The sequence below is a fragment of the Flavobacteriales bacterium genome (genome assembly GCA_016704485.1).
GTDB lineage: Bacteria > Bacteroidota > Bacteroidia > Flavobacteriales_F > PHOS-HE28 > PHOS-HE28.
On sequence record JADJAA010000002.1, the window covers coordinates 413,863 to 433,006 of the forward strand.

General features: G+C 50.8%; 10 protein-coding genes. 7 read left to right on the forward strand and 3 right to left on the reverse strand.

Annotated features, from left to right (window positions below; genetic code table 11):
• Positions 1-97: 97 nt before the first annotated feature.
• The 6 genes from IPF95_12840 to IPF95_12865 all read left to right on the forward strand — a co-directional run bounded on the left by IPF95_12840 (position 98) and on the right by IPF95_12865 (position 11,462).
• Positions 98-2,131: a M3 family metallopeptidase gene (locus IPF95_12840; protein MBK6475575.1), complete on the forward strand. Its 2,034-nt coding sequence runs from the start codon at positions 98-100 to the stop codon at positions 2,129-2,131.
• A 332-nt stretch (positions 2,132-2,463) separates the two neighbouring features.
• Positions 2,464-5,448, forward strand: a complete 2,985-nt coding sequence (locus IPF95_12845; GenBank protein ID MBK6475576.1) for a fibronectin type III domain-containing protein — start codon at positions 2,464-2,466, stop codon at positions 5,446-5,448.
• A 194-nt stretch (positions 5,449-5,642) separates the two neighbouring features.
• Positions 5,643-7,556: a type IIA DNA topoisomerase subunit B gene (locus tag IPF95_12850; GenBank protein MBK6475577.1), complete on the forward strand. Its 1,914-nt coding sequence runs from the start codon at positions 5,643-5,645 to the stop codon at positions 7,554-7,556.
• A gap of 2 nt (positions 7,557-7,558) precedes the next feature.
• Positions 7,559-8,269, forward strand: coding sequence for a hypothetical protein (locus tag IPF95_12855; GenBank protein MBK6475578.1), 711 nt, complete (start codon positions 7,559-7,561; stop codon positions 8,267-8,269).
• The gene (locus tag IPF95_12860) at positions 8,266-8,691 is read left to right on the forward strand and encodes a hypothetical protein (protein ID MBK6475579.1); all 426 of its coding nucleotides are present in this window, start codon (positions 8,266-8,268) and stop codon (positions 8,689-8,691) included. Before IPF95_12855 ends, IPF95_12860 begins: the two co-directional genes overlap by 4 nt.
• Positions 8,692-8,699: 8 nt before the next feature.
• Positions 8,700-11,462: a DNA gyrase/topoisomerase IV subunit A gene (locus tag IPF95_12865; GenBank protein MBK6475580.1), complete on the forward strand. Its 2,763-nt coding sequence runs from the start codon at positions 8,700-8,702 to the stop codon at positions 11,460-11,462.
• Positions 11,463-11,597: 135 nt separating this feature from the next.
• On the opposite strand, the gene IPF95_12870 is transcribed toward IPF95_12865, so the two are convergent.
• Positions 11,598-14,369 carry a T9SS type A sorting domain-containing protein gene (locus tag IPF95_12870; protein ID MBK6475581.1) on the reverse strand — a complete coding sequence of 924 codons (2,772 nt, stop codon included), beginning with the start codon at positions 14,367-14,369 and terminating at the stop codon, positions 11,598-11,600.
• 201 nt (positions 14,370-14,570) lie between these two features.
• Here IPF95_12870 and IPF95_12875 point away from each other — a divergent pair, with 201 nt between their 5' ends.
• On the forward strand, positions 14,571-16,970 hold the full coding sequence (locus IPF95_12875; protein MBK6475582.1) for a choice-of-anchor B family protein: 2,400 nt from the start codon (positions 14,571-14,573) through the stop codon (positions 16,968-16,970).
• 30 nt (positions 16,971-17,000) lie between these two features.
• Here IPF95_12875 and IPF95_12880 read toward each other — a convergent pair whose 3' ends face one another.
• Both IPF95_12880 and tsaD read right to left on the reverse strand, forming a co-directional pair.
• Positions 17,001-18,101 (reverse strand): hypothetical protein, encoded by a 1,101-nt coding sequence (locus tag IPF95_12880; GenBank protein MBK6475583.1) that lies wholly within the window; start codon positions 18,099-18,101, stop codon positions 17,001-17,003.
• Positions 18,034-19,056 (reverse strand): tRNA (adenosine(37)-N6)-threonylcarbamoyltransferase complex transferase subunit TsaD, encoded by a 1,023-nt coding sequence (gene tsaD, locus IPF95_12885; GenBank protein MBK6475584.1) that lies wholly within the window; start codon positions 19,054-19,056, stop codon positions 18,034-18,036. Before tsaD ends, IPF95_12880 begins: the two co-directional genes overlap by 68 nt.
• Positions 19,057-19,144 lie beyond the last annotated feature (88 nt).

A 19,144-nucleotide genomic window follows, 5' to 3' on the forward strand; every position in this document is an offset into this window, starting at 1 on the left:
GAATAGAGCTTCCATGATCGGCACCACGGCCGTGCTATCATAACTAATTTGTGCTTGTGGCGATAGGAATGTTGAGAAAACCACAATAGAGACCCGAATGAATCCCTTCGCAGCAGAAAGTACATTGCCCTTTCATGCACCACCTTTCGATAAGATCAAGACCAGTGATTTCCAACCGGCGATCGAGCAGGGTATGGCTGCACAGTTGAAAGAGGTGGAAGCTATTGCGAACAGCGCGGATGCTCCTACATTCGAGAATACGATCGTGGCCATTGAGAGAACAGGTCAAATGCTCGTACGTGCTTCATCCACGTTCTTCAACCTGACTGGAAGCGCAACAAACGACAGCTTGCAAGCGATCAAAGAGGATCTAGCACCGAAGTTGGCAGCACACGGTGATGCGATCAGTTTGGATCCGAAACTCTTCGTCCGCATTAAAGCATTGTACGACCAGCGCACCACATTAGGTCTGGACCCTGTTTCTGACCGTTTGTTGGAGCGGTACTACACCCGCTTCGTGCGTTCTGGTGCCTTGCTGGATGAGGAGGCCAAAACGCAGATGAAGAAGTTGAACGAGGAAGAAGCTGGATTGAAGACCAAGTTCGAGGATAACATATTGAAAGAGCGTGCGGCATTGGCCGTTGTCGTGGATGATGTGAAGCAGTTGGATGGCTTAACTCCAGATGCGATCGAAGCGGCAGCAGCGGCGGCAAAGGCAAAAGGGCAGGAGGGCAAGTGGTTGATCGATCTGCGGAACACAACGTCCCAACCAGCATTGACCGACTTGAAAGATCGCGCATTACGCGAGCGTGTTTTCAAAGCGTCGATCTCGCGTAACAGCCACGGCGGCGAATACGACAACAGCAAGATCATTACCCGGTTGGCACAGTTGCGCGCGGAAAAGGCCAAGCTGTTGGGCTTCCCGAATTGGGGTGCGTATGTGATGGACGATCAGATGGCGAAGGACCCGGCCACCGCGATGAAGTTATTGAGCGGCATGGCCCCGGCGGCCGCCAAGAATGCAAAAGCGGAACTCGCAAAATTGCAGGCCTTGGCAGACAAACAGAAAGCGGGTATCCAAGTGGAGGCCTGGGATTGGGACTTCTACGCCGAGCAAGTGCGCAAGGCCGAATTCGATCTGGACGAAGCTGCCGTTAAGCCCTATTTGGAGTTCGAAAGCGTATTGCAGAACGGTGTGTTCTACGCAGCGAACCAGTTGTACGGACTGTCATTCAAAGAGCGCAAGGACCTACCGGTCTATCAGCCGGACGTGCGCGTCTTCGACATCATCGACACCAACGGTGAAGCGATCGGTCTGTTCTACGGCGACTACTACGCACGCGACAACAAGAACGGCGGTGCGTGGATGAGCAGCTTCGTGGACCAGAGCACCTTGCTTGAAAATCAGCCGGTGATCACCCAGAACTGCAACTACATCAAGCCCGCTGCTGGTCAACCCTTGCTCTTGAGCTGGGACGATGTGACCACGCTCTTCCATGAGTTTGGTCATGCGCTGCACGGCATGATGTCCGACCAGAAGTATCCGAAGTTCAGCGGTACCGCTACAAGCACCGACTTTGTGGAATTCCCAAGTCAGGTGAATGAGAATTGGGCTATGGTGCCGCAGGTCTTCAACAACTACGCGAAGCATTACGATACCGGTGTAGTGATGCCGAAGGAGCTCGCAGTGAAACTACGGAAGGCCAGCAAATTCAACCAAGGCTATGCCACCACTGAGTACTTGGCCGCTGCATTGCTCGATCTGGAATGGCACAGCTTAAGTGCCGATGCACCGCGTGTTACCGACGTTGCCGCATTCGAAGCCGCTGCCTTGAAGAAGTACGGTTTGGACATTGCGCAGGTACCACCACGCTACAAGAGCTGCTACTTCAATCATAGCTGGACGGATTATGCGGCCAACTACTACGCCTACATCTGGAGCGAAGTGATGGATGCCGATGCCTTCGCGTGGTTCAACGAACACGGCGGATTGACCCGTGCGAACGGAGATAAGTTCCGCGCAGCGATCCTGAGCCAAGGTGGCAGTAAGCCGGAAGAGCAGATGTACCGCGACTTTACAGGCAGGGATCCACGCGTGGAACCGTTGCTCGTGAAGCGGGGACTGAAGTAGATCGCGAACGGATATCCTATTTTCCCACAGCACTTCAGCAAAAGTGATCTGAACGAATACCATTGGGTGAAGGTGATCAGGCCATCGGTGGTGAGGTTCCGATGCAGACCATGAAAATTGATCGGATGATGACTGAATACAGTGGTCTTCATATCTTTTTGTGATCGATCCGGCGAATTTTACTGTTCCTGTCCTTGACACTTGCTTAGTTTTGGGTTTCTTGCTGCAATGGCTGAACACTTCCCCGTTCAACGCATTTACTGCTAGTTCACTCTCCCACAGTGACACTATCTCCTCTGTTTTTGTAAGTGCTGATCGGATCAAAAAATTCCATGATGAGGATATTCCTACTTAGTCTTAGTGCTGCTCTTGTGTTCTCTAATTCATATTCGCAGGAAGCGCATCATGGCGGTTTGGTCGCTAAGCGGATCGAATTATTGACCGCGAAAGGGACCCGTTTCGTTCCAGTGGATCTTTTCAAGGTTGTTCCGAGTTCATCAAGTACCGATGCCCTTTGGAAGGATGCATGCAAAGCGGCAACCCTCTTACAGTTGGATGCAACCAAGTGTACCGAGCTCATCGCGGAAGTTGATGCTTTTATCCGTTTAACGCTGCCATCACCAACGGGTAACGTGGTACTGGAACTTGAGCGCATTGACATTACGACGGATGATTTTTCCTTAATAGCGGCCAGCACAGGGCGCCGCGTGGAACTGGCAAAAGCTGCACATTACCGAGGCATGATAGCGGGTGACCCGAATTCAGTGGTCGCACTAAGTGTTTTTGAAGAACAGGTGATGGGAATTATCAGTAATGGATCGGGCGAGCGGGTACTTGGTCCACTTGAAAATGACAGGACCGGTTTTCATATTCTATATCATGAAGATGACCTCCTCGGAATCAACAATACGATGTGTGGCACTACGGAAGCTACGCATTCTGTTGTATCGGATCATGGAACGGACCCGGTGCCGGATGCTTCGCGCACAACGAAATGTGTTCGATACTATTGGGAGGTCGGCTATGACATTTATCAGAACAAGGGAAGTCTGGCTGCAACCACATCTTTTATAACCGGTTTATTCAATCAGTCGGCAACATTGTTCGCCAATGATGGTATCGATGTAACACTATCCGAAGTATTTGTTTGGGATGTAGCAAGTCCTTACGGACAAACAACTTCCAATGGTAGGTTGAATCAATTCGGTGTTACACGTACCAGTTTTAATGGTGACATGGCGCATTTGATCGACCTAGGGAGTTATGGTGGGGTTGCATGGCTTAATACGCTATGTAACGCGCAAACGAGATACCGCATGGCCTACAGTGGAATTTATTCCAGCTATTCGAATGTCCCTACTTACAGTTGGAGCGTTGAAGTAGTTACGCATGAACAAGGCCATAGTCTGGGAAGTCAGCATACGCATGCTTGCTCATGGAATGGGAACAATACGGCGATAGACGGCTGCGGCCCCACCTACGGTTCACAGTACTCCGAAGGCAGTTGCCCAATAGGCCCGGTACCTACATCTGCGGTGGGTGGCACGATCATGAGCTATTGCCATTTGGTCAGTGCAGGAATAAAGTTCGTCAATGGCTTCGGTCCTCAACCTACTGGCCGGATCGTGACTGCTGTCAATGGTGCGTCCTGCTTAACAGTTTGTGGAAATTCATGCGATGCTCCCGGAAGCCTTTTTGCAGCTGGAGTTTCCGCAACAGCGGCTACATTGACCTGGGCAGCGATCGGAGCTACAACTTATACGTTGCAGTGGAAACCGACTTCAAGCGGGACGTGGACAACCGTAACGGGAATTGCGGGCAACACCTATCCGCTTACAGGATTAACTGCGACCACATCCTATGACTTTCGTGTACTAAGCGTTTGTGGAGGCACCAATTCTGGTTACTCCGCAACATACACTTTCATTTCAGCAACTCCATGTCCGGATAATTTGGAACCCAATAATTCGATCACAACTGCCGGTGCAATAGTGCTTCCAAGAGAATTGAATGCGTTGATCGCAACAGCTGTGGATGTTGATTATTATTCATTCACGACCACTGTTACAAGCGATATTTATATTACCCTATCGGGTCTGGCCGGTGACTATGATCTTTATCTTAGGAATAGTTCAGGTACCCAACTGGCATACTCACAAGCTTCAGGAACGTCCTCCGAATCGATCAATTATCCGAACGCAGCGCCTGGGAATTATATCATCCACGTTTTTGGCTACAACGGAGCATTCAGTGCGGACCAATGTTATTTACTGTATGCCAATGCCGTTGCGCAGTCCTGTCCTGTGCCATCGGATCTAAATGCTGATTCAATAACCTATAATGGTGCGTTATTGGAATGGGGATCGAATGGGGTGCTAGGTGAATTCTCATTACAGTATCGGGTTGCGCCGCAAGGCAACTGGACAACGGTCGCTCCGGTCACACAGACCTCGTATTCGGTTACAGGGCTACTACCCAGTACAGCCTATAATTTTCGTGTAGCAAAGATCTGTGCGGGTGGGCAATTAACGTATTCGGGTATCGGTAATTTCGTAACGCTTGCGTTACCCTGCGAATTGGCGCCTACCGTGGTCGTTGCAGCGAAAGTGTTTTTGGATGGTCCGTATAATTCAAGTACCCAGCTCATGAATGATGGGTTGCGTACGAATGGTCTTATCCCCACAACACAACCTTACAGCCAACTGGGATACACGGTCCTTGGTGCATTGACCACTACTTCAGCTGTTCTGGCCGTGTCCGGTAATAACGCCATTGTTGACTGGGTCCTTGTCGAGTTACGCGGAACCAGTTCGCCCTATGCAGTTGTAGAAACCCGGGCGGGACTTTTACAGCGTGATGGAGATATCGTAGCAGTGAATGGAACGAGTGCATTAGGATTTTGTGTGAATCCAGGAAATTACAGGATCGCCATCCGTCATCGCAATCATTTGGCCTGTATGTCCGGATCATCCTTTGCGCTCAGCAGCACAGCAACTTCCATTGATCTCACAACGTCCACGACGATCACCTACGGCACTAACGCACGCAAAATTTCGGGTAATAAAATGCTGCTTTGGGCGGGAAACACTGAGCCGGACCAAGAGCTCCTTTACACGGGGCAGAACAACGACCGTGACCTCATCCTCCTGACTATCGGAGGGATTACGCCTACGAACTCCGTAACGGGTTATCTCCTTGCCGATGTGAACTTGGACGGTACCGTACTCTACACCGGACAGAACAACGACCGCGATATCATCCTCACGAATATCGGTGGCGTAGTGCCCACCGCCACTGTTTTGGAGCAGATGCCGTAGCGGCGAGCACCAATTTTCTGGTCAATGGGTATGGTCCATTTCCACTGGTAATGAGGGCGCTTCGCCGCGTCTGTTCGGGATAAAATGACATGGCTCCCAAGTTTTCAACACCCTTCATCGGCCCGGCCCTAAGCGCTAATTTCGTCCCATCAAAGGAAAAGCGTTGAGAATAGTGGGTTCCAGAAGGTGGAAGAATGAGTGAAGCGATCTATAACGAAGACAATATCCGGTCCCTCGATTGGAAAGAACACATCCGGTTACGACCGGGTATGTACATCGGGAAACTAGGCGATGGTAGCAGTTTCGATGATGGTGTGTACATCCTGATCAAGGAAGTGCTGGACAATTGCATCGACGAATTCGTGATGGGCCACGGTAAGAAAGTGGACGTCATCATTGAAGGAACACGCGTGGAAGTGCGAGACTATGGGCGTGGTGTGCCGTTAGGGAAGGTGGTGGATGTTGTGAGCAAGATCAACACCGGTGCCAAGTATGACAGTAAGGCATTCAAGAAGAGCGTGGGACTGAACGGAGTAGGTACCAAGGCGGTGAATGCCTTAAGCGGTTATTTCAAGATCGAAAGTGTACGCGATGGCCAGATGAAGCGGGCTGAATTTGATCGCGGTGTGTTACGGAAGGACGAGAAATTGGTGAAGACAGACGAGTCCAACGGAACCCGAGTGGTGTTCGAGCCGGACGCGGAGATGTTCAAGAGCTACCAGTTCAGGACCCAGCACATAGAACGCTTGCTTTGGAATTATTGCTACTTGAACACGGGTCTTGCGATCTACTTCAACGGGCAGAAGTATCAAAGCAAGAATGGACTCTTGGATCTGCTGGAGGTGAAGATGGATGGCGACCCGCTTTATCCGATCATTCACTTGAAAGGCAATGATATCGAGGTGGCCATCACACACGCGAACCATTATGGTGAGGAGTATTACAGCTTCGTGAATGGCCAGCATACCACGCAAGGAGGTACGCACCAAGGAGCGTTCAGGGAGGCAGTTGCCAAAACGATAAAGGACTACTTTAAGAAGGATTGGGAAGCAGGCGATGTGCGCACCGGTATAGTGGCAGCGATCAGCGTAAAGGTGATGGAGCCGGTCTTCGAAAGCCAGACCAAGACCAAGTTGGGAAGTTTGGAAGTGGAACCAGGTGGGCAGAGCATGCGCTCGTTCATTGGTGATTTCATGGGCCGCGAGCTCAATAACTTTCTTCACAAGAATACGGAAGTAGCAGATGTGCTTCAACAACGCATCCTCAACAACGAACGGGAGCGTAAGGAACTCAGCGGCATTCGCAAACTGGCCAGGGATCGTGCGAAGAAGGCAAGCTTGCACAACCGCAAATTGCGCGATTGCCGCATCCACCTCAACGATCCGAAGAAGGACGACCGCAAAGAGGGTAGCACGCTCTTCATCACGGAAGGAGACAGTGCCAGTGGTAGTATTACGAAAAGCCGCGATGTGAATCTGCAAGCCGTATTCAGTTTGAAAGGAAAGCCATTGAACTGTTACGGATTAACGAAAAAGGTGGTTTACGAGAACGAGGAATTCAACCTGATCCAAGCGGCGCTGAACATCGAGGATGGCATGGACGGTCTGCGCTACAATCGGATCGTGATCGCGACGGATGCGGACGTTGACGGTATGCACATCAGGTTATTGCTCATGACCTTCTTCCTGCAATTCTTTCCGGACCTCGTGAAGAACGATCACTTATACATTCTGCAAACGCCGCTGTTCCGTGTGCGGAACAAGAAAGAGACCATCTACTGTTACAGCGACGAGGAGCGGCAACGTGCGCTGATCAAGTTGGGCAAGACCGCGGAGATCACCCGGTTCAAAGGATTGGGTGAGATCAGTCCGGATGAATTCAAGAACTTCATTGGCGAGGATATCCGCTTGGAGCCAGTGATGATCACCAAGGATGCCGTGGTGCAGGAACTCCTCGGTTTCTACATGGGCAAGAACACGCCTACACGCCAAGAGTTCATCATTGCCAATTTGGTGGTGGAGAAGGATCTTGTGGAAGAGATCGCGGAAGATCCGGTAAAGACCATTGCGCGCAAATTGGAGGCGAACGAAGTGGAAATGGACGTATGACCTTGCGCAGTGCATACCTGTATCTTTTTTTAGTTGCGCCATTCGTGGTATCCGCGCAATCCGCGGGCAAGATCCGCTTATTGGTGGATCCTGGACACAACTTCAAATTCGTAGTGGACAAGCAGTTCAAAATGGAGCAACGGGAAGTGGAGTTGTCCGAGGGGTTGCATCATTTCTCGGTGTGGGCACCTGAACGTATGGTTGTTGATACGCCTGTATTCGTTGTGGCTGATCACACCACCGATCTTGTGGTAAGGCTACCGTATAGTCCGGAGTATGAACACTACCGGAATGCGTTAAGCCGGTATAATTCAGTGCGTAGGAGTCGGATCATATCGACCGTAGCACTTGCAGGCGGTTTGGTCTGGACGGGGGTCAGTTACAGTATATACGCGTCGGCAAAGAACCAATTGGATGCGGATCGGATGGCCTATGAAGAGCTAAGTACCCCAGGAGAAATATCCGTGCTGAAGGATAAGACCATTCCTGAGCATAACGATGATCTTGTAAAAGCAAGAACAGGGCTTTATGTGAGCGCCGCCATTACAACAGTGGCAGCGGGAGCCATGGTGTATTTCAGGCTTGTTACGAAACGTGGTGATAAACCCGTATTCGAGGATAAGGAAAAGGTCCGGTTCGAAGGATTGGCCTGGGTCCCTGATGCGCAGGGAAGTTTTTGGATGGCTGGTATTACGATCCCGATCAACAAATGAAACTAGGAGCATACTGCGTTGCGATCGGTATTGGTCTGCTAGCATTAGCGGGCTGTGGCAAACAGAAGATCGATATTGATACACTCACGAACAATCCTTTTGATCCTGATTACGCGGGTCCATCTTTATTTGAACTTGCGGATAGCCGCACAGTGACGTATACGGTCGATGGACAGGTGCATTATGATCTTGAGGTGGACATTCGTGTGCGCGAAGACCTTTTCCTGAGCCCAATTCCGGAGTATGAAGTTTACGTGACCGGAACCGGGGTATCCCCAGAGGCCTTCTCAGGTCATCCATTGTTGACCTTCACGATATCAGATGTTGGGCTTGGTGCCGTGATCTGTAGGGATCTTGCGCTGCGAAGAAGCCAAGGAGGACAGGGAGCGAGTAATAGCGTGTGTGCAATTGCGGCATTGTAAAAGATCGGATGAGCGAAGAATTGGACCAGAACGAAGAACAGGAAGAGACCGGTGGTGAAGACCAACCGGGTAAAGGCATTCCCGGAACAGGCGGCAACGCAGCGTTCTCGGTAAGCGGTATGTACCGGACATGGTTCCTGGATTATGCGAGCTACGTGATCCTGGAACGTGCAGTGCCAGCATTGTACGATGGACTGAAACCCGTGCAACGCCGTATCCTGCATAGCATGGATGATCTGGATGATGGCCGCTACAACAAAGTGGCGAATATCATCGGACATACCATGCAGTACCATCCGCATGGTGATGCCAGTATCGGTGATGCGCTGGTCCAACTTGGACAGAAGGACCTGTTGATAGACTGCCAAGGAAACTGGGGCAACACACTTACCGGCGATAGTGCAGCTGCACCACGTTACATCGAAGCACGACTCAGCAAATTCGCGAAGGATGTTGTCTTCAACCCGAAGACGACCGAGTGGCAATTGAGCTATGACGGCAGGAACAAGGAACCCGTTAATCTACCTGTGAAATTCCCGTTGTTGTTGGCGCAAGGTGGAGAAGGAATTGCCGTAGGTCTGAGTTGCAAAGTGCTTCCGCACAATTTCGTGGAACTCATCGATGCAAGTATTGCATGCCTTCGGAAACGTTCATTCGATCTGGTGCCCGACTTCCCAACAGGCGGCATGGCCGATGCGCAGAACTACAATGAAGGGAAGCGCGGTGGTCGCATACGTACGCGAGCTCGGATCCGAAAGGAGGATAACAAGACGCTGATCATCCACGAGATCCCGTTCGGTACGACTACCACCAATTTGATCGAGAGCATCATCAAGGCCAATGACAAGGGCAAGATCAAGGTTCGGCACATCGAGGATAACACCGCCGAGAATGCGGAGATCCTTATCCATTTGGCAGCTGGTGTTAGTCCGGATACGACCATTGATGCATTGTATGCGTTCACCGATTGCGAGATCAGTATTGCGCCCAATGCTGTTGTGATCGAAACGGGTACAGGCCCGAATGGTGGTGATAAGCCACGCTTTATCGGAGTGATCGAACTGTTGAGGATCAGCACCGCGAATACGTTGCGGCTGTTGGAGTTGGAGCTGAAGATCAAGAAGGGAGAACTTCAGGAGCAATGGCATTTCTCATCGTTGGAGAAGATCTTCATTGAAAAGAAAGTGTACCGCAAGATCGAAGATGCTGAGACCTGGGAACAGGTGATCTCATTCATTGATAAAGGGTTGAAGCCGCATATCCATGAATTGCGTCGCCCGGTTACGGAAGAGGATATCGTGCGGTTAACGGAGATCAAGATCAAACGGATCTCCAAGTTCGATGCGTTCAAAGCCGATGAACACATCCGCAATTTGGAAGACACATTGGCCGAAGTGCAGAACAAGCTGGATCATATCGTGGACCACGCCGTTGAGCATTTCAAGGACCTAAAGAAGAAGTATGCGGCGGGCCGCGAGCGCAAGACCGAGATCCGCACGTTCGATACGATCGTTGCTACGGCAGTCGCCGTTGCTAACCGTAAGCTTTACGTGGATCGTGCCGAAGGATTTGCCGGATGGGGTCTACGGAATTTCGAGCTGGTAGGCGAGTGTTCAGATATTGATGATATCATCGTATTCCGCGACGATGGAACGATGATGGTGACCAAGGTTGCCGATAAAAAATTCATTGGCAAAGGAATTCTGCACGTCGGCGTTTGGAAGAAAGGTGATGACCGTACGATCTACCACTTGATCTACCAGGATGGTCCGAAGGGTGCGTATTTCATGAAGCGCTTTACGGTAACGGCCATTACGCGGGACAAGGAGTACGATATGACCAATGGTGTCAAAGGCTCCAAGATCGAGTACTTCACGGTGAACCCGGACGGTGCTTCAGAGACCGTTCAGATCCTGCTACGTCCACGGCCGAATCTGCGGAAGAACAAGTTCGATATTGATTTTGCGAAACTGGGTGTGAAAGGTCGCGGATCCAAGGGAAACTTGCTGACGCGTTATTTGGTGAGCAAGATCACCCAAAAGGAACGTGGCGGATCAACGCTTGGAGCGATACCGATCTGGTTCGATGAAACGATACGTCGGTTGAATGATACCGGCCACGGTCGATACCTCGGTCGGTTCACAGGCGATGATCGGATCCTTGCCATACTGAGCAATGGTACCTATCAACTTTTCCCGTTCACATTGAGCACGCACTTCCCGGATGCGGCATTGACCATCGTGAAATGGAATCCGAAGGTCGTTGTAAGTGCGGTGTATTGGGAAGGTGAGAAGCAGCAATACCAAGTGAAGCGATTCATGGTTGAGCAGAGCAAGGAACCGGTGCACTTCATTACGGATCATGCTGATAGCAAATTGGCGATCCATAGCTTGGTTCCGCATCCGAACATAACCGTTCGGTTTGATAAGCGCAGCAATGATCGACCCGATGAGGTTGTGGACCTGGAGGACTTCATCACGGTAAAAGGTTATAAAGCATTGGGTAACCGACTTACACAGTACAAAGTGAAGGATCTTGAACTTATGGATCCGGTCTTCACACCGATGACCCCGGACCTGGAGGAAAAACAATCCATGTTGATCTCCGATGATGAGATAGGCAATCTTGATCCACCGGAGGAAGAAGGGTTGGAGGAATCGCCGATGAAGAAATTCCGTCGAGCAAAAGCTGCTGAAGAAGATGAACGTTCGCCTAACGATCCGCTACTAGGAGATTCCCCAGGCAAGCAGATCAAACTAGGATTGGATTGAGTCGCTCGTGATCCTTGGTTCTGCCTTAGGAACACGCATTAAAAAACGATAGCCCGGCATTCAATGCCGGGCTTTTATTTTTTCTTGGGTCGGATCAATATTGGCCCGATGTTCTGCTGAACGTAGATGTCATTCTCAATTCACCTTAACGGCTTTCAGGTAATGAACGCTGCCATTGAGCAATACGCTGATGCTGTACGTGCCGTTCGCTTCATTGCTTAGGTCCAACGTATGTATTGTTGAGCCTTGTACCGCTATCGTATTGCTCAATACCAAACGTCCAGTAGCATCGCGCACATCGATCTGGGCTTTGCCCGTGCCATGAACCGTGAGCATACTTTGTGTATTGAACGGATTCGGCGAGAGTGTGATCCCTACTTCCGAGGGTAATTCCTCAATTCCAACGCACAGATCTACCACTACGTTGATCGAGGTTGATCCTGCACACATGCCGGTCTCTTGTGCGATAAGTATTACGGGCCACGTGCCTTCTCCCTGTGTCGATGGGTCAAAGGTGATGCTTGACCCGGTTCCATTGACGGACCCGGACCACGTGCCCGATAAGGATCCCACGATCTCAAATGCCGGATGGTTCAAACACACCACACCGATCGGAGTGATCGTGACAGGCGTATTCGGAAGTATCTCCGGCACCACCATACCACTTGCAACGATACAGCCATTCACATCCGTCCAGGTGTATTGCAAGAGGTACATTCCTTCCGTGTAGAAGAAAGGATCGAACACACCATTCGATGTAACGTCTCCACTCCAAACTCCACCAGCAGGTGTTGCAGTGAATTGAACCGGTTCATCGACAGTACAGAATTGCAGGTCATCGGCATTCCAGTCCAGCACGATATCAGCAACGAATTCCACGGTGACCTCAGCAGAATTAGAACACCCTTCAGGTGCTTGATACACGTAGTTCACAATGTGTGTTCCAGGGCCAACAACGTTCGGGTCCAACTGCCCATTGATGACTCCATTACCATTCCATTCGCCACCGGTCGGTGTTGCACCGCTCAGATCTACCGGCTGTCCTGCACAATAGGGCGGGAGTGTGGTAACATCGATCTGCGGTATTGCGTCACTTACAGAAATGATAAGCGTGTCAGTGGCACCGCATTCTTGCGCCATTGAACCGTTGCGTTGCAGCACTATGGTGTATTCACCGGGTCCTTGTGTCGGGTCGAAGAACGCGGTATTATCACCAGTTACGTTCACGTCACCCATCCAGTTATTATTGGGGAGTTCGATCGCTGGAAAGATCTGTTGAGCCGTATCCGTAACACAGAACGGACCAGCGGGTAGAAGCTCTGCAGAAATGGAATTCCAAACATTGAACGGACCGACCACGGTACCACAAACGATACCGGAAGGATCTTCGTAGACGCAGTTGATCACTTGGCCAGCGTAGGTCATGGGGTCAAGAATGTTTCCAGGCTCTAGTCCGTTCCACACGGTGTTCGATGGCTCAGAGGTCATGAGGTACGGACCGGTTCCGCGGCATATCACCGGGCCTAGAACGGGTTCAACGATCGGGGCTGTTACAACATGCAGGTCAGCAAGTCCAGCAACCGGGCAACCCTGTACTTCACGGACCGTATAGGCCACAGCAACATCTGTTTGGAAACCGATGTTACTTCGGTAGAATAGGCCGTTGGTTACCCAAGGTCCGCTCCACTCTCCATCTGAGGGAATTCCTTGTGGTAATTCGATCGGTGGTCCTGATTTACAGTAGGTCTCAAATGTCGGAAGCTCAATGACCGTGGTAGGCGGTTCAACGATGCTGAAGTACACTTCTGCTCCGACCGAGGTGGTCATGATAATATCGTCCCTACCATCGGCATTGACATCGGCCAGGATCAAGTTCGAACCGCGGGGGACATTCTGCAACTCCACGCTACCGGTAAATCCATTTGTTGCGGGCAAATACGTATCCCAGTTAACAGGAAGTTGTGGATCGGCTGGAACATACACCACCGAGGATCCTATGCCACAACCGACCGAACCGAAAGCTCCGTTTCCAGCAGAAGTGAATGGTTCAAGCTCGTGTGTATTGAACGCATCGAATTGAGGATCCGTATTCAAAATGTTCTCCGCCCATTGAACAACGGAGCTACTCGCTTCTGCTATGTCGAGATCACCATCACCATCAACATCGATCAGCTGCGGGTTGGTATACGGGTAGGAGAATATCTGAAAAAGAGTGTCCAATGTCCATTCCGATCCATCTCCATTGGTATTCAGCGCTGCCATGGTCAAGCCCTCTGAATTGATCACGAACATGTCCTTTCCTTCCTCATCGTCCAGGTCGCCCGTAAGCAGCACAGTGGGGACATCTCCCATGAACCATTCAGGAAGCTCGATCTTCGGTTGGAACACCCCGGCAACATTCGGGAAGATCGCTATATGGCCCACACCGTTGCTCTCTAGTGTTACGATGATCTCAGGTAACTCCGTGTCATTCACATCGGCCACTTTCAGGGCACCAATTGAACTGTTGGGCAATGCGCCAATGATCACAGGCGTTTCGAAATTTCCTGCATTGTTCCAGGAAACGCGCACTGTTGAATCGTTCGCATGATACCAGACCAGGTCATGATCAAGGTCACCATCAAGATCCGCGAAAACGGCGAATTGGCTGGAACCTCCAGAATGGATCAGTTCAGTTGTTGGTGCAAAGGTGCCGGCACCATCCGTGTTCTCGTTCCATTTGAAAAAACCGTCCGTATATGACCCGGCCAGATCAATGTCGCCGTCGCCATCAAGGTCCACGGCTTGGAGCAATGGTGTATCCACGATGGAATTGACCAACGTTCCCGTCGCGAATTGACCAAAGGAAATTGTTGTGGTGGAAAGGAACAAGATCGACCAGAGAACGGAACGTAGAATATTAGCCATGCATTCGGCTCACCGTAATGGGCGGAAAAGCCGCCGCAAAGGTATGATCTGGCACAGGAGAAGTACACCAGTATTCGTAATGAATTTGTGGTCCACAATTGCAGTGTATTCTAAAAGCCGTTCTGCGGCACGAAAACAAGAATGTCCACCTTTAGTCACCATCTTCATCAAAAGGATCAGGATACCTCCCTACATTGCAGCATGATCTTCAAACACACTCTAGCAGCGGTCATCGTCGGCACGCTGTTCTTACTCGACCCTGGCACCTCGAAGGCGCAGATCAACATTACGGAATTGGGTCGATTGGATTACCAAGCAGCACGCAATAGCGATCTCAGCAACCTTTGGGGCTATACGGATGAGGAGGGGAATGAATACGCCATTGTAGGCGTGAACGGGAATAGCAATGACCCTGGTGGGGTTGCTGTTGTGGATGTTACCGATCCCGCGAACCCGGTAGAACTCTTCTTTTTTCCTGGCCCAGCGAGTATCTGGAGAGAGATCAAGGTGTATAATGACCATGCGTATGTTACAACTGAAGCGAACAGTGGCGGGCTCACCATCGTGGATCTAAGCCCATTACCGCAAAGCACTGCCCTGCCAGCAACGGTATGGCAAGCACCCGATTGGGAAACATCACATTCTTTGTTCATCGATGAGAATGGGCGGTTGTACGTTTTCGGATCATCTCGTGGAGTAGGAGGGGCCATCATGTATGACATTACTGGAGATCCCATGGTACCAGTGGAGGTTGGTGCATTTGAACAATGGTATGTACATGACGGATACGCAAGAGGCGATACCTTGTATGCGGGGCATATCTATGATGGATTCTTCTCCATAGTGGATGTTTCGGATCCAGCGGCACCTGTGTTGTTGGGCACGCAAGCCACCCCGAACAATTTCACGCACAATGTGTGGTTGGATGATAGCGGTGACCACCTCTACACGACGGATGAACGCACGGATTCCTACGTAGGTTCCTATGATATCAGTGATCCAACGGATATTTTGTACGAAGATCAACTTCAAAGCGATCCGGGCTCAGGTACCATACCGCACAATACATATTGGTTGGATCATTATGTGGTAACATCCTACTACACGTATGGCGTGGTCATTTACGATGTGACCCATCCGAATAACATGATCGAAGTGGGGCATTATGATACTTCTCCGAATTTTCAGGGAGATGGTTTCAATGGTGATTGGGGCGTGTATCCTTATTTTCCAAGCGGCAATTTGATCTGCAGCGATATTGAGCGCGGTCTCGTTATCCTCGGTCCCGACTATCAGCGCGGATGCTACTTGGAAGGCATGATCACGAATGCGAATACAAGCGCTCCTGTCGGACAGGCCACGGTGATCATCGAAGGTCTTTCAGTCTCTGACATCACGGAATTCGATGGTAACTATGCGACCGGTTATTACCTCGCTGGAACGTATCAAGTAACCGTTTCGGCTCCAGGGTATGTTAGCCAGACCTTGGATAATGTGGTGTTGGTGAACGGTCAGATCACGGATCTGGACGTTGCACTGGTACCCTTGGTGTCATTCGCGCTACAAGGCAGTGTTGTAGATGAGTTGACCAATGACCCTGTGCCGAACGCCCAAGTTCTGGTGTACAATGATGCTTACGCATTCACTGCCACAAGTGATGCATCCGGAATGTTCGAATTGTCAGCGGTTTATTCGGATGACTATGACGTGTTAGCGGGGGCTTGGGGATGGCATACCGTGTGTCCTTCAACACAGTCAATTAATACGGGGACCGGCGTATTGACGATCCAGTTGCCATCAGGCTATTATGACGACTTTGCGTTGGATCTGGGATGGGACGTTGAGACCAATGGTGCCACCGCCGGGATATGGGAGCGTGGCTTTCCGATCGGTACTGATCTACAAGGCAATACGTCAAACCCGGATGTTGATGTGAGCGGGGATTGCAGCGGCCAAGCCTATGTTACCGGTAATGGTGGCGGTGGAGCTGGTGATGATGATGTGGACGATGGAAGTACGAGCCTTGTTTCACCGGAATTTGATGCATCCAATATGATCGAACCTCATGTTCGGTATAGCCGTTGGTTCTTTAATGCCGGTGGAAGTGGTACGCCGAACGACCAAATGCAAATATCGTTGGATAATGGCCTTGAATCCGTTGAGGTAGAGTTGATCACAGCACAAACAGCTGGTATGGGCTCTTGGCAGTCTGTGGACATACGGATCTCCGATTTCCTTGTTCCGACCGCTAATATGCAGCTGCGTGTTTTAGCTGCGGATGATGCCCAGGGTCATTTGGTAGAAGGCGGTTTGGATGTATTCGAGGTGGTGGACACTGGTATTGACCGCATATCCGATGTGCCTGAACTAGAGGTGTACGTGAGACCAAATCCGAGCAATGGACAATTTGATGTGCGTTCAACGGCGATCAACGCAACTGCCCGATTGTTGGATGCAACAGGCCGTGAAATGATCGTTCCAATACGTAGTCTGAACGGAATGTGGACGATCAACGCGGATCACCTCCGTGCCGGTACCTATCTGTTGGTCATTGAAGAAACCGATGGCGGGCGCAGCGTACAGCGGGTCGTGCTGCAATAGCGGGTCAAACGTAGGGTAGATTTCAATAGCTCACCGAGGAGCATTGTCAGAGGCGCAATGCTCCTTCACTAATCTGTCCACTTCGGGTATTTCACCAAGTGCTTTGGCAAGCGTAAGGTCTTCACAGGCTTTCTCGCGGTCACCTTTTCGGATACGTAGTAACGCTCTTGTGCGCAAAGCATAAGGGTTAGCGGGATAGAATCGCAGGCTACGATCAATATCGTGATCAGCCTCTTTGATACGATCCATGGTGTAGTAGATGTAACCTCTATTGCTCAATGCCACAGGTTCATCCTTGTCGATATCCAGGGCTTTTTCCACCATGATCAGTGCTTCAGGATAGCGTCCCAGAGCGATCAGCTCGAAACTGCGGTTGCTCCAATGGCCAACATCCGTAGAATCCTTAACACAAAGCGAGGTCAGAATACGTAATGCATCTTCATGCCTACCCGCAGCGTCATACAACCTTGCCAGGGTCCGCAACACCTCCAGGTCACTGTCGTCAACAGCAGTGCCGGCCTCGAGATCCAGAATAGCAGGGATGGTGCGCTTAAGTTCCGCACGCGTTTCTCCGCGTAGGATCAGTGTTCTGGTCTGAAGCTTTTTGTCAGTGGCATGGTTCAGTGCCTTGGTAGCGTGGTAATCCGCCATGGCCAGGTCATTCGCTCGATAGGCATACATGGCCCGGTTGAAGTGTGCTTCAGCATTACCCGTATCCAACCGCAGCGCCTTGTCAACATCCTTCAGGAATAGGTCCAGCCGGTCCAATTCGTAGTATGCCCGGGCCCTTGCAATGTGGGTCTCTGCAGTACTAGCTTTTTGAACCGCCTGCTCGTACACATCCAACGCCCGCTGAGGTTTATCCAATGCGAGCAGCGAATCTCCCGTTGCGATGAGTTGTTTGGCATCCTGAGCGTTCCCTTGAAATGCGCAACTGAGCATCGCGCAAAGCGAAACCGCTCGCACAATAGGTCGAAGAAGCAAATGGGTAGAGGCTAGCATGTACCGGTGCAAATGTAACGGAGCCAACCCTTGCGGATCGCGTGCCACGGTGCAGAAGTTGTCACCAACGCGCCATTGGAACTGTGTCCAATGCTGCGAAAATGCTGCTTTGATAGAGAAAATGGCCACTTATGGCGATCATGGCCGCATTATCCGTGCAATACGCGAACGGCGGAACGAAAACGGCCCATCCTTCGCGGTCACCCATTGCTTGTACTTGGGTCCGCAATGCACTGTTCGCGCTAACACCACCGGAAATGGCAATGCGAGTAATAGCGTGCGCGCGTGCAGCCTTGTACAGTTTTTTCATAACGGTGTTCACGATCGTAGCTTGCAATGATGCACAGAGATGCGGTAACTCAACTTCAATGAAACCTGGTGTCTTCTTCTCGTTGAATAGCACCTTGTCCCGGAAAGCGGTCTTGATCCCGCTGAAACTCATGTTGAAACCCGCCATTTGCGGCTCCGGTAATTTGTATTTCTTGGGATCACCATTTACTGCGTACTTATCTATCAACGGGCCACCGGGGTAGGGCAGTCCCATCACTTTTGCACCTTTGTCGAACGCTTCGCCAGCGGCATCATCCACTGTAGTGCCAATGATCTCCATATCCAGCGGCCCGCGTACAAGAATTAGCTGCGTGTGGCCTCCACTCACGGTAAGGTTGATGAATGGGAATTCAGGCGTAGGCCGTGGATCATCATCCGTTATGAAATGCGCTAGTACGTGCGCCTTCAAGTGATCTACTGCGATCAACGGTATACCAAGGCCCTGAGCAAAAGACCGCGCGAAACAGGCTCCTACCAGCAAAGAACCCATCAGGCCGGGTCCTTGTGTAAAGGCAATGGCACTCAATTCCTCCTTCGTAATACCAGCTTTTTTAAGCGCTTGATGAACGACCGGAACAATATTCTCCTGATGGGCCCTACTCGCCAATTCGGGAACAACGCCACCCCATTCCCGGTGTACATCCTGCCCGGCCACCACGTTACTGCGCACCACACCATCCACCAGAACAGCTGCGGCCGTGTCATCGCAGGAACTTTCTATTCCTAGAATTATGATCGATCCGTTCACAGGCATGGCAGAGAGGCTACTTTTGGGAGATCTTGTAAAGGGTAATGCGATCAGGCTTAATGATTGCTAAGGATAGAGGACAAAACTAAGGGCG

Bases quoted from the DNA above. Each gene is read 5' to 3' on its own strand.
- IPF95_12875 (MBK6475582.1), top strand. From the start codon at position 14,571: ATGATCTTCAAACACACTCTAGCAGCGGTCATCGTCGGCACGCTGTTC.
- IPF95_12850 (MBK6475577.1), top strand. From the start codon at position 5,643: ATGAGTGAAGCGATCTATAACGAAGACAATATCCGGTCCCTCGATTGG.
- IPF95_12865 (MBK6475580.1), top strand. From the start codon at position 8,700: ATGAGCGAAGAATTGGACCAGAACGAAGAACAGGAAGAGACCGGTGGT.
- IPF95_12870 (MBK6475581.1), bottom strand. From the start codon at position 14,369: ATGGCTAATATTCTACGTTCCGTTCTCTGGTCGATCTTGTTCCTTTCC.
- tsaD (MBK6475584.1), bottom strand. From the start codon at position 19,056: ATGCCTGTGAACGGATCGATCATAATTCTAGGAATAGAAAGTTCCTGC.
- IPF95_12840 (MBK6475575.1), top strand. From the start codon at position 98: ATGAATCCCTTCGCAGCAGAAAGTACATTGCCCTTTCATGCACCACCT.
- IPF95_12845 (MBK6475576.1), top strand. From the start codon at position 2,464: ATGATGAGGATATTCCTACTTAGTCTTAGTGCTGCTCTTGTGTTCTCT.
- IPF95_12860 (MBK6475579.1), top strand. From the start codon at position 8,266: ATGAAACTAGGAGCATACTGCGTTGCGATCGGTATTGGTCTGCTAGCA.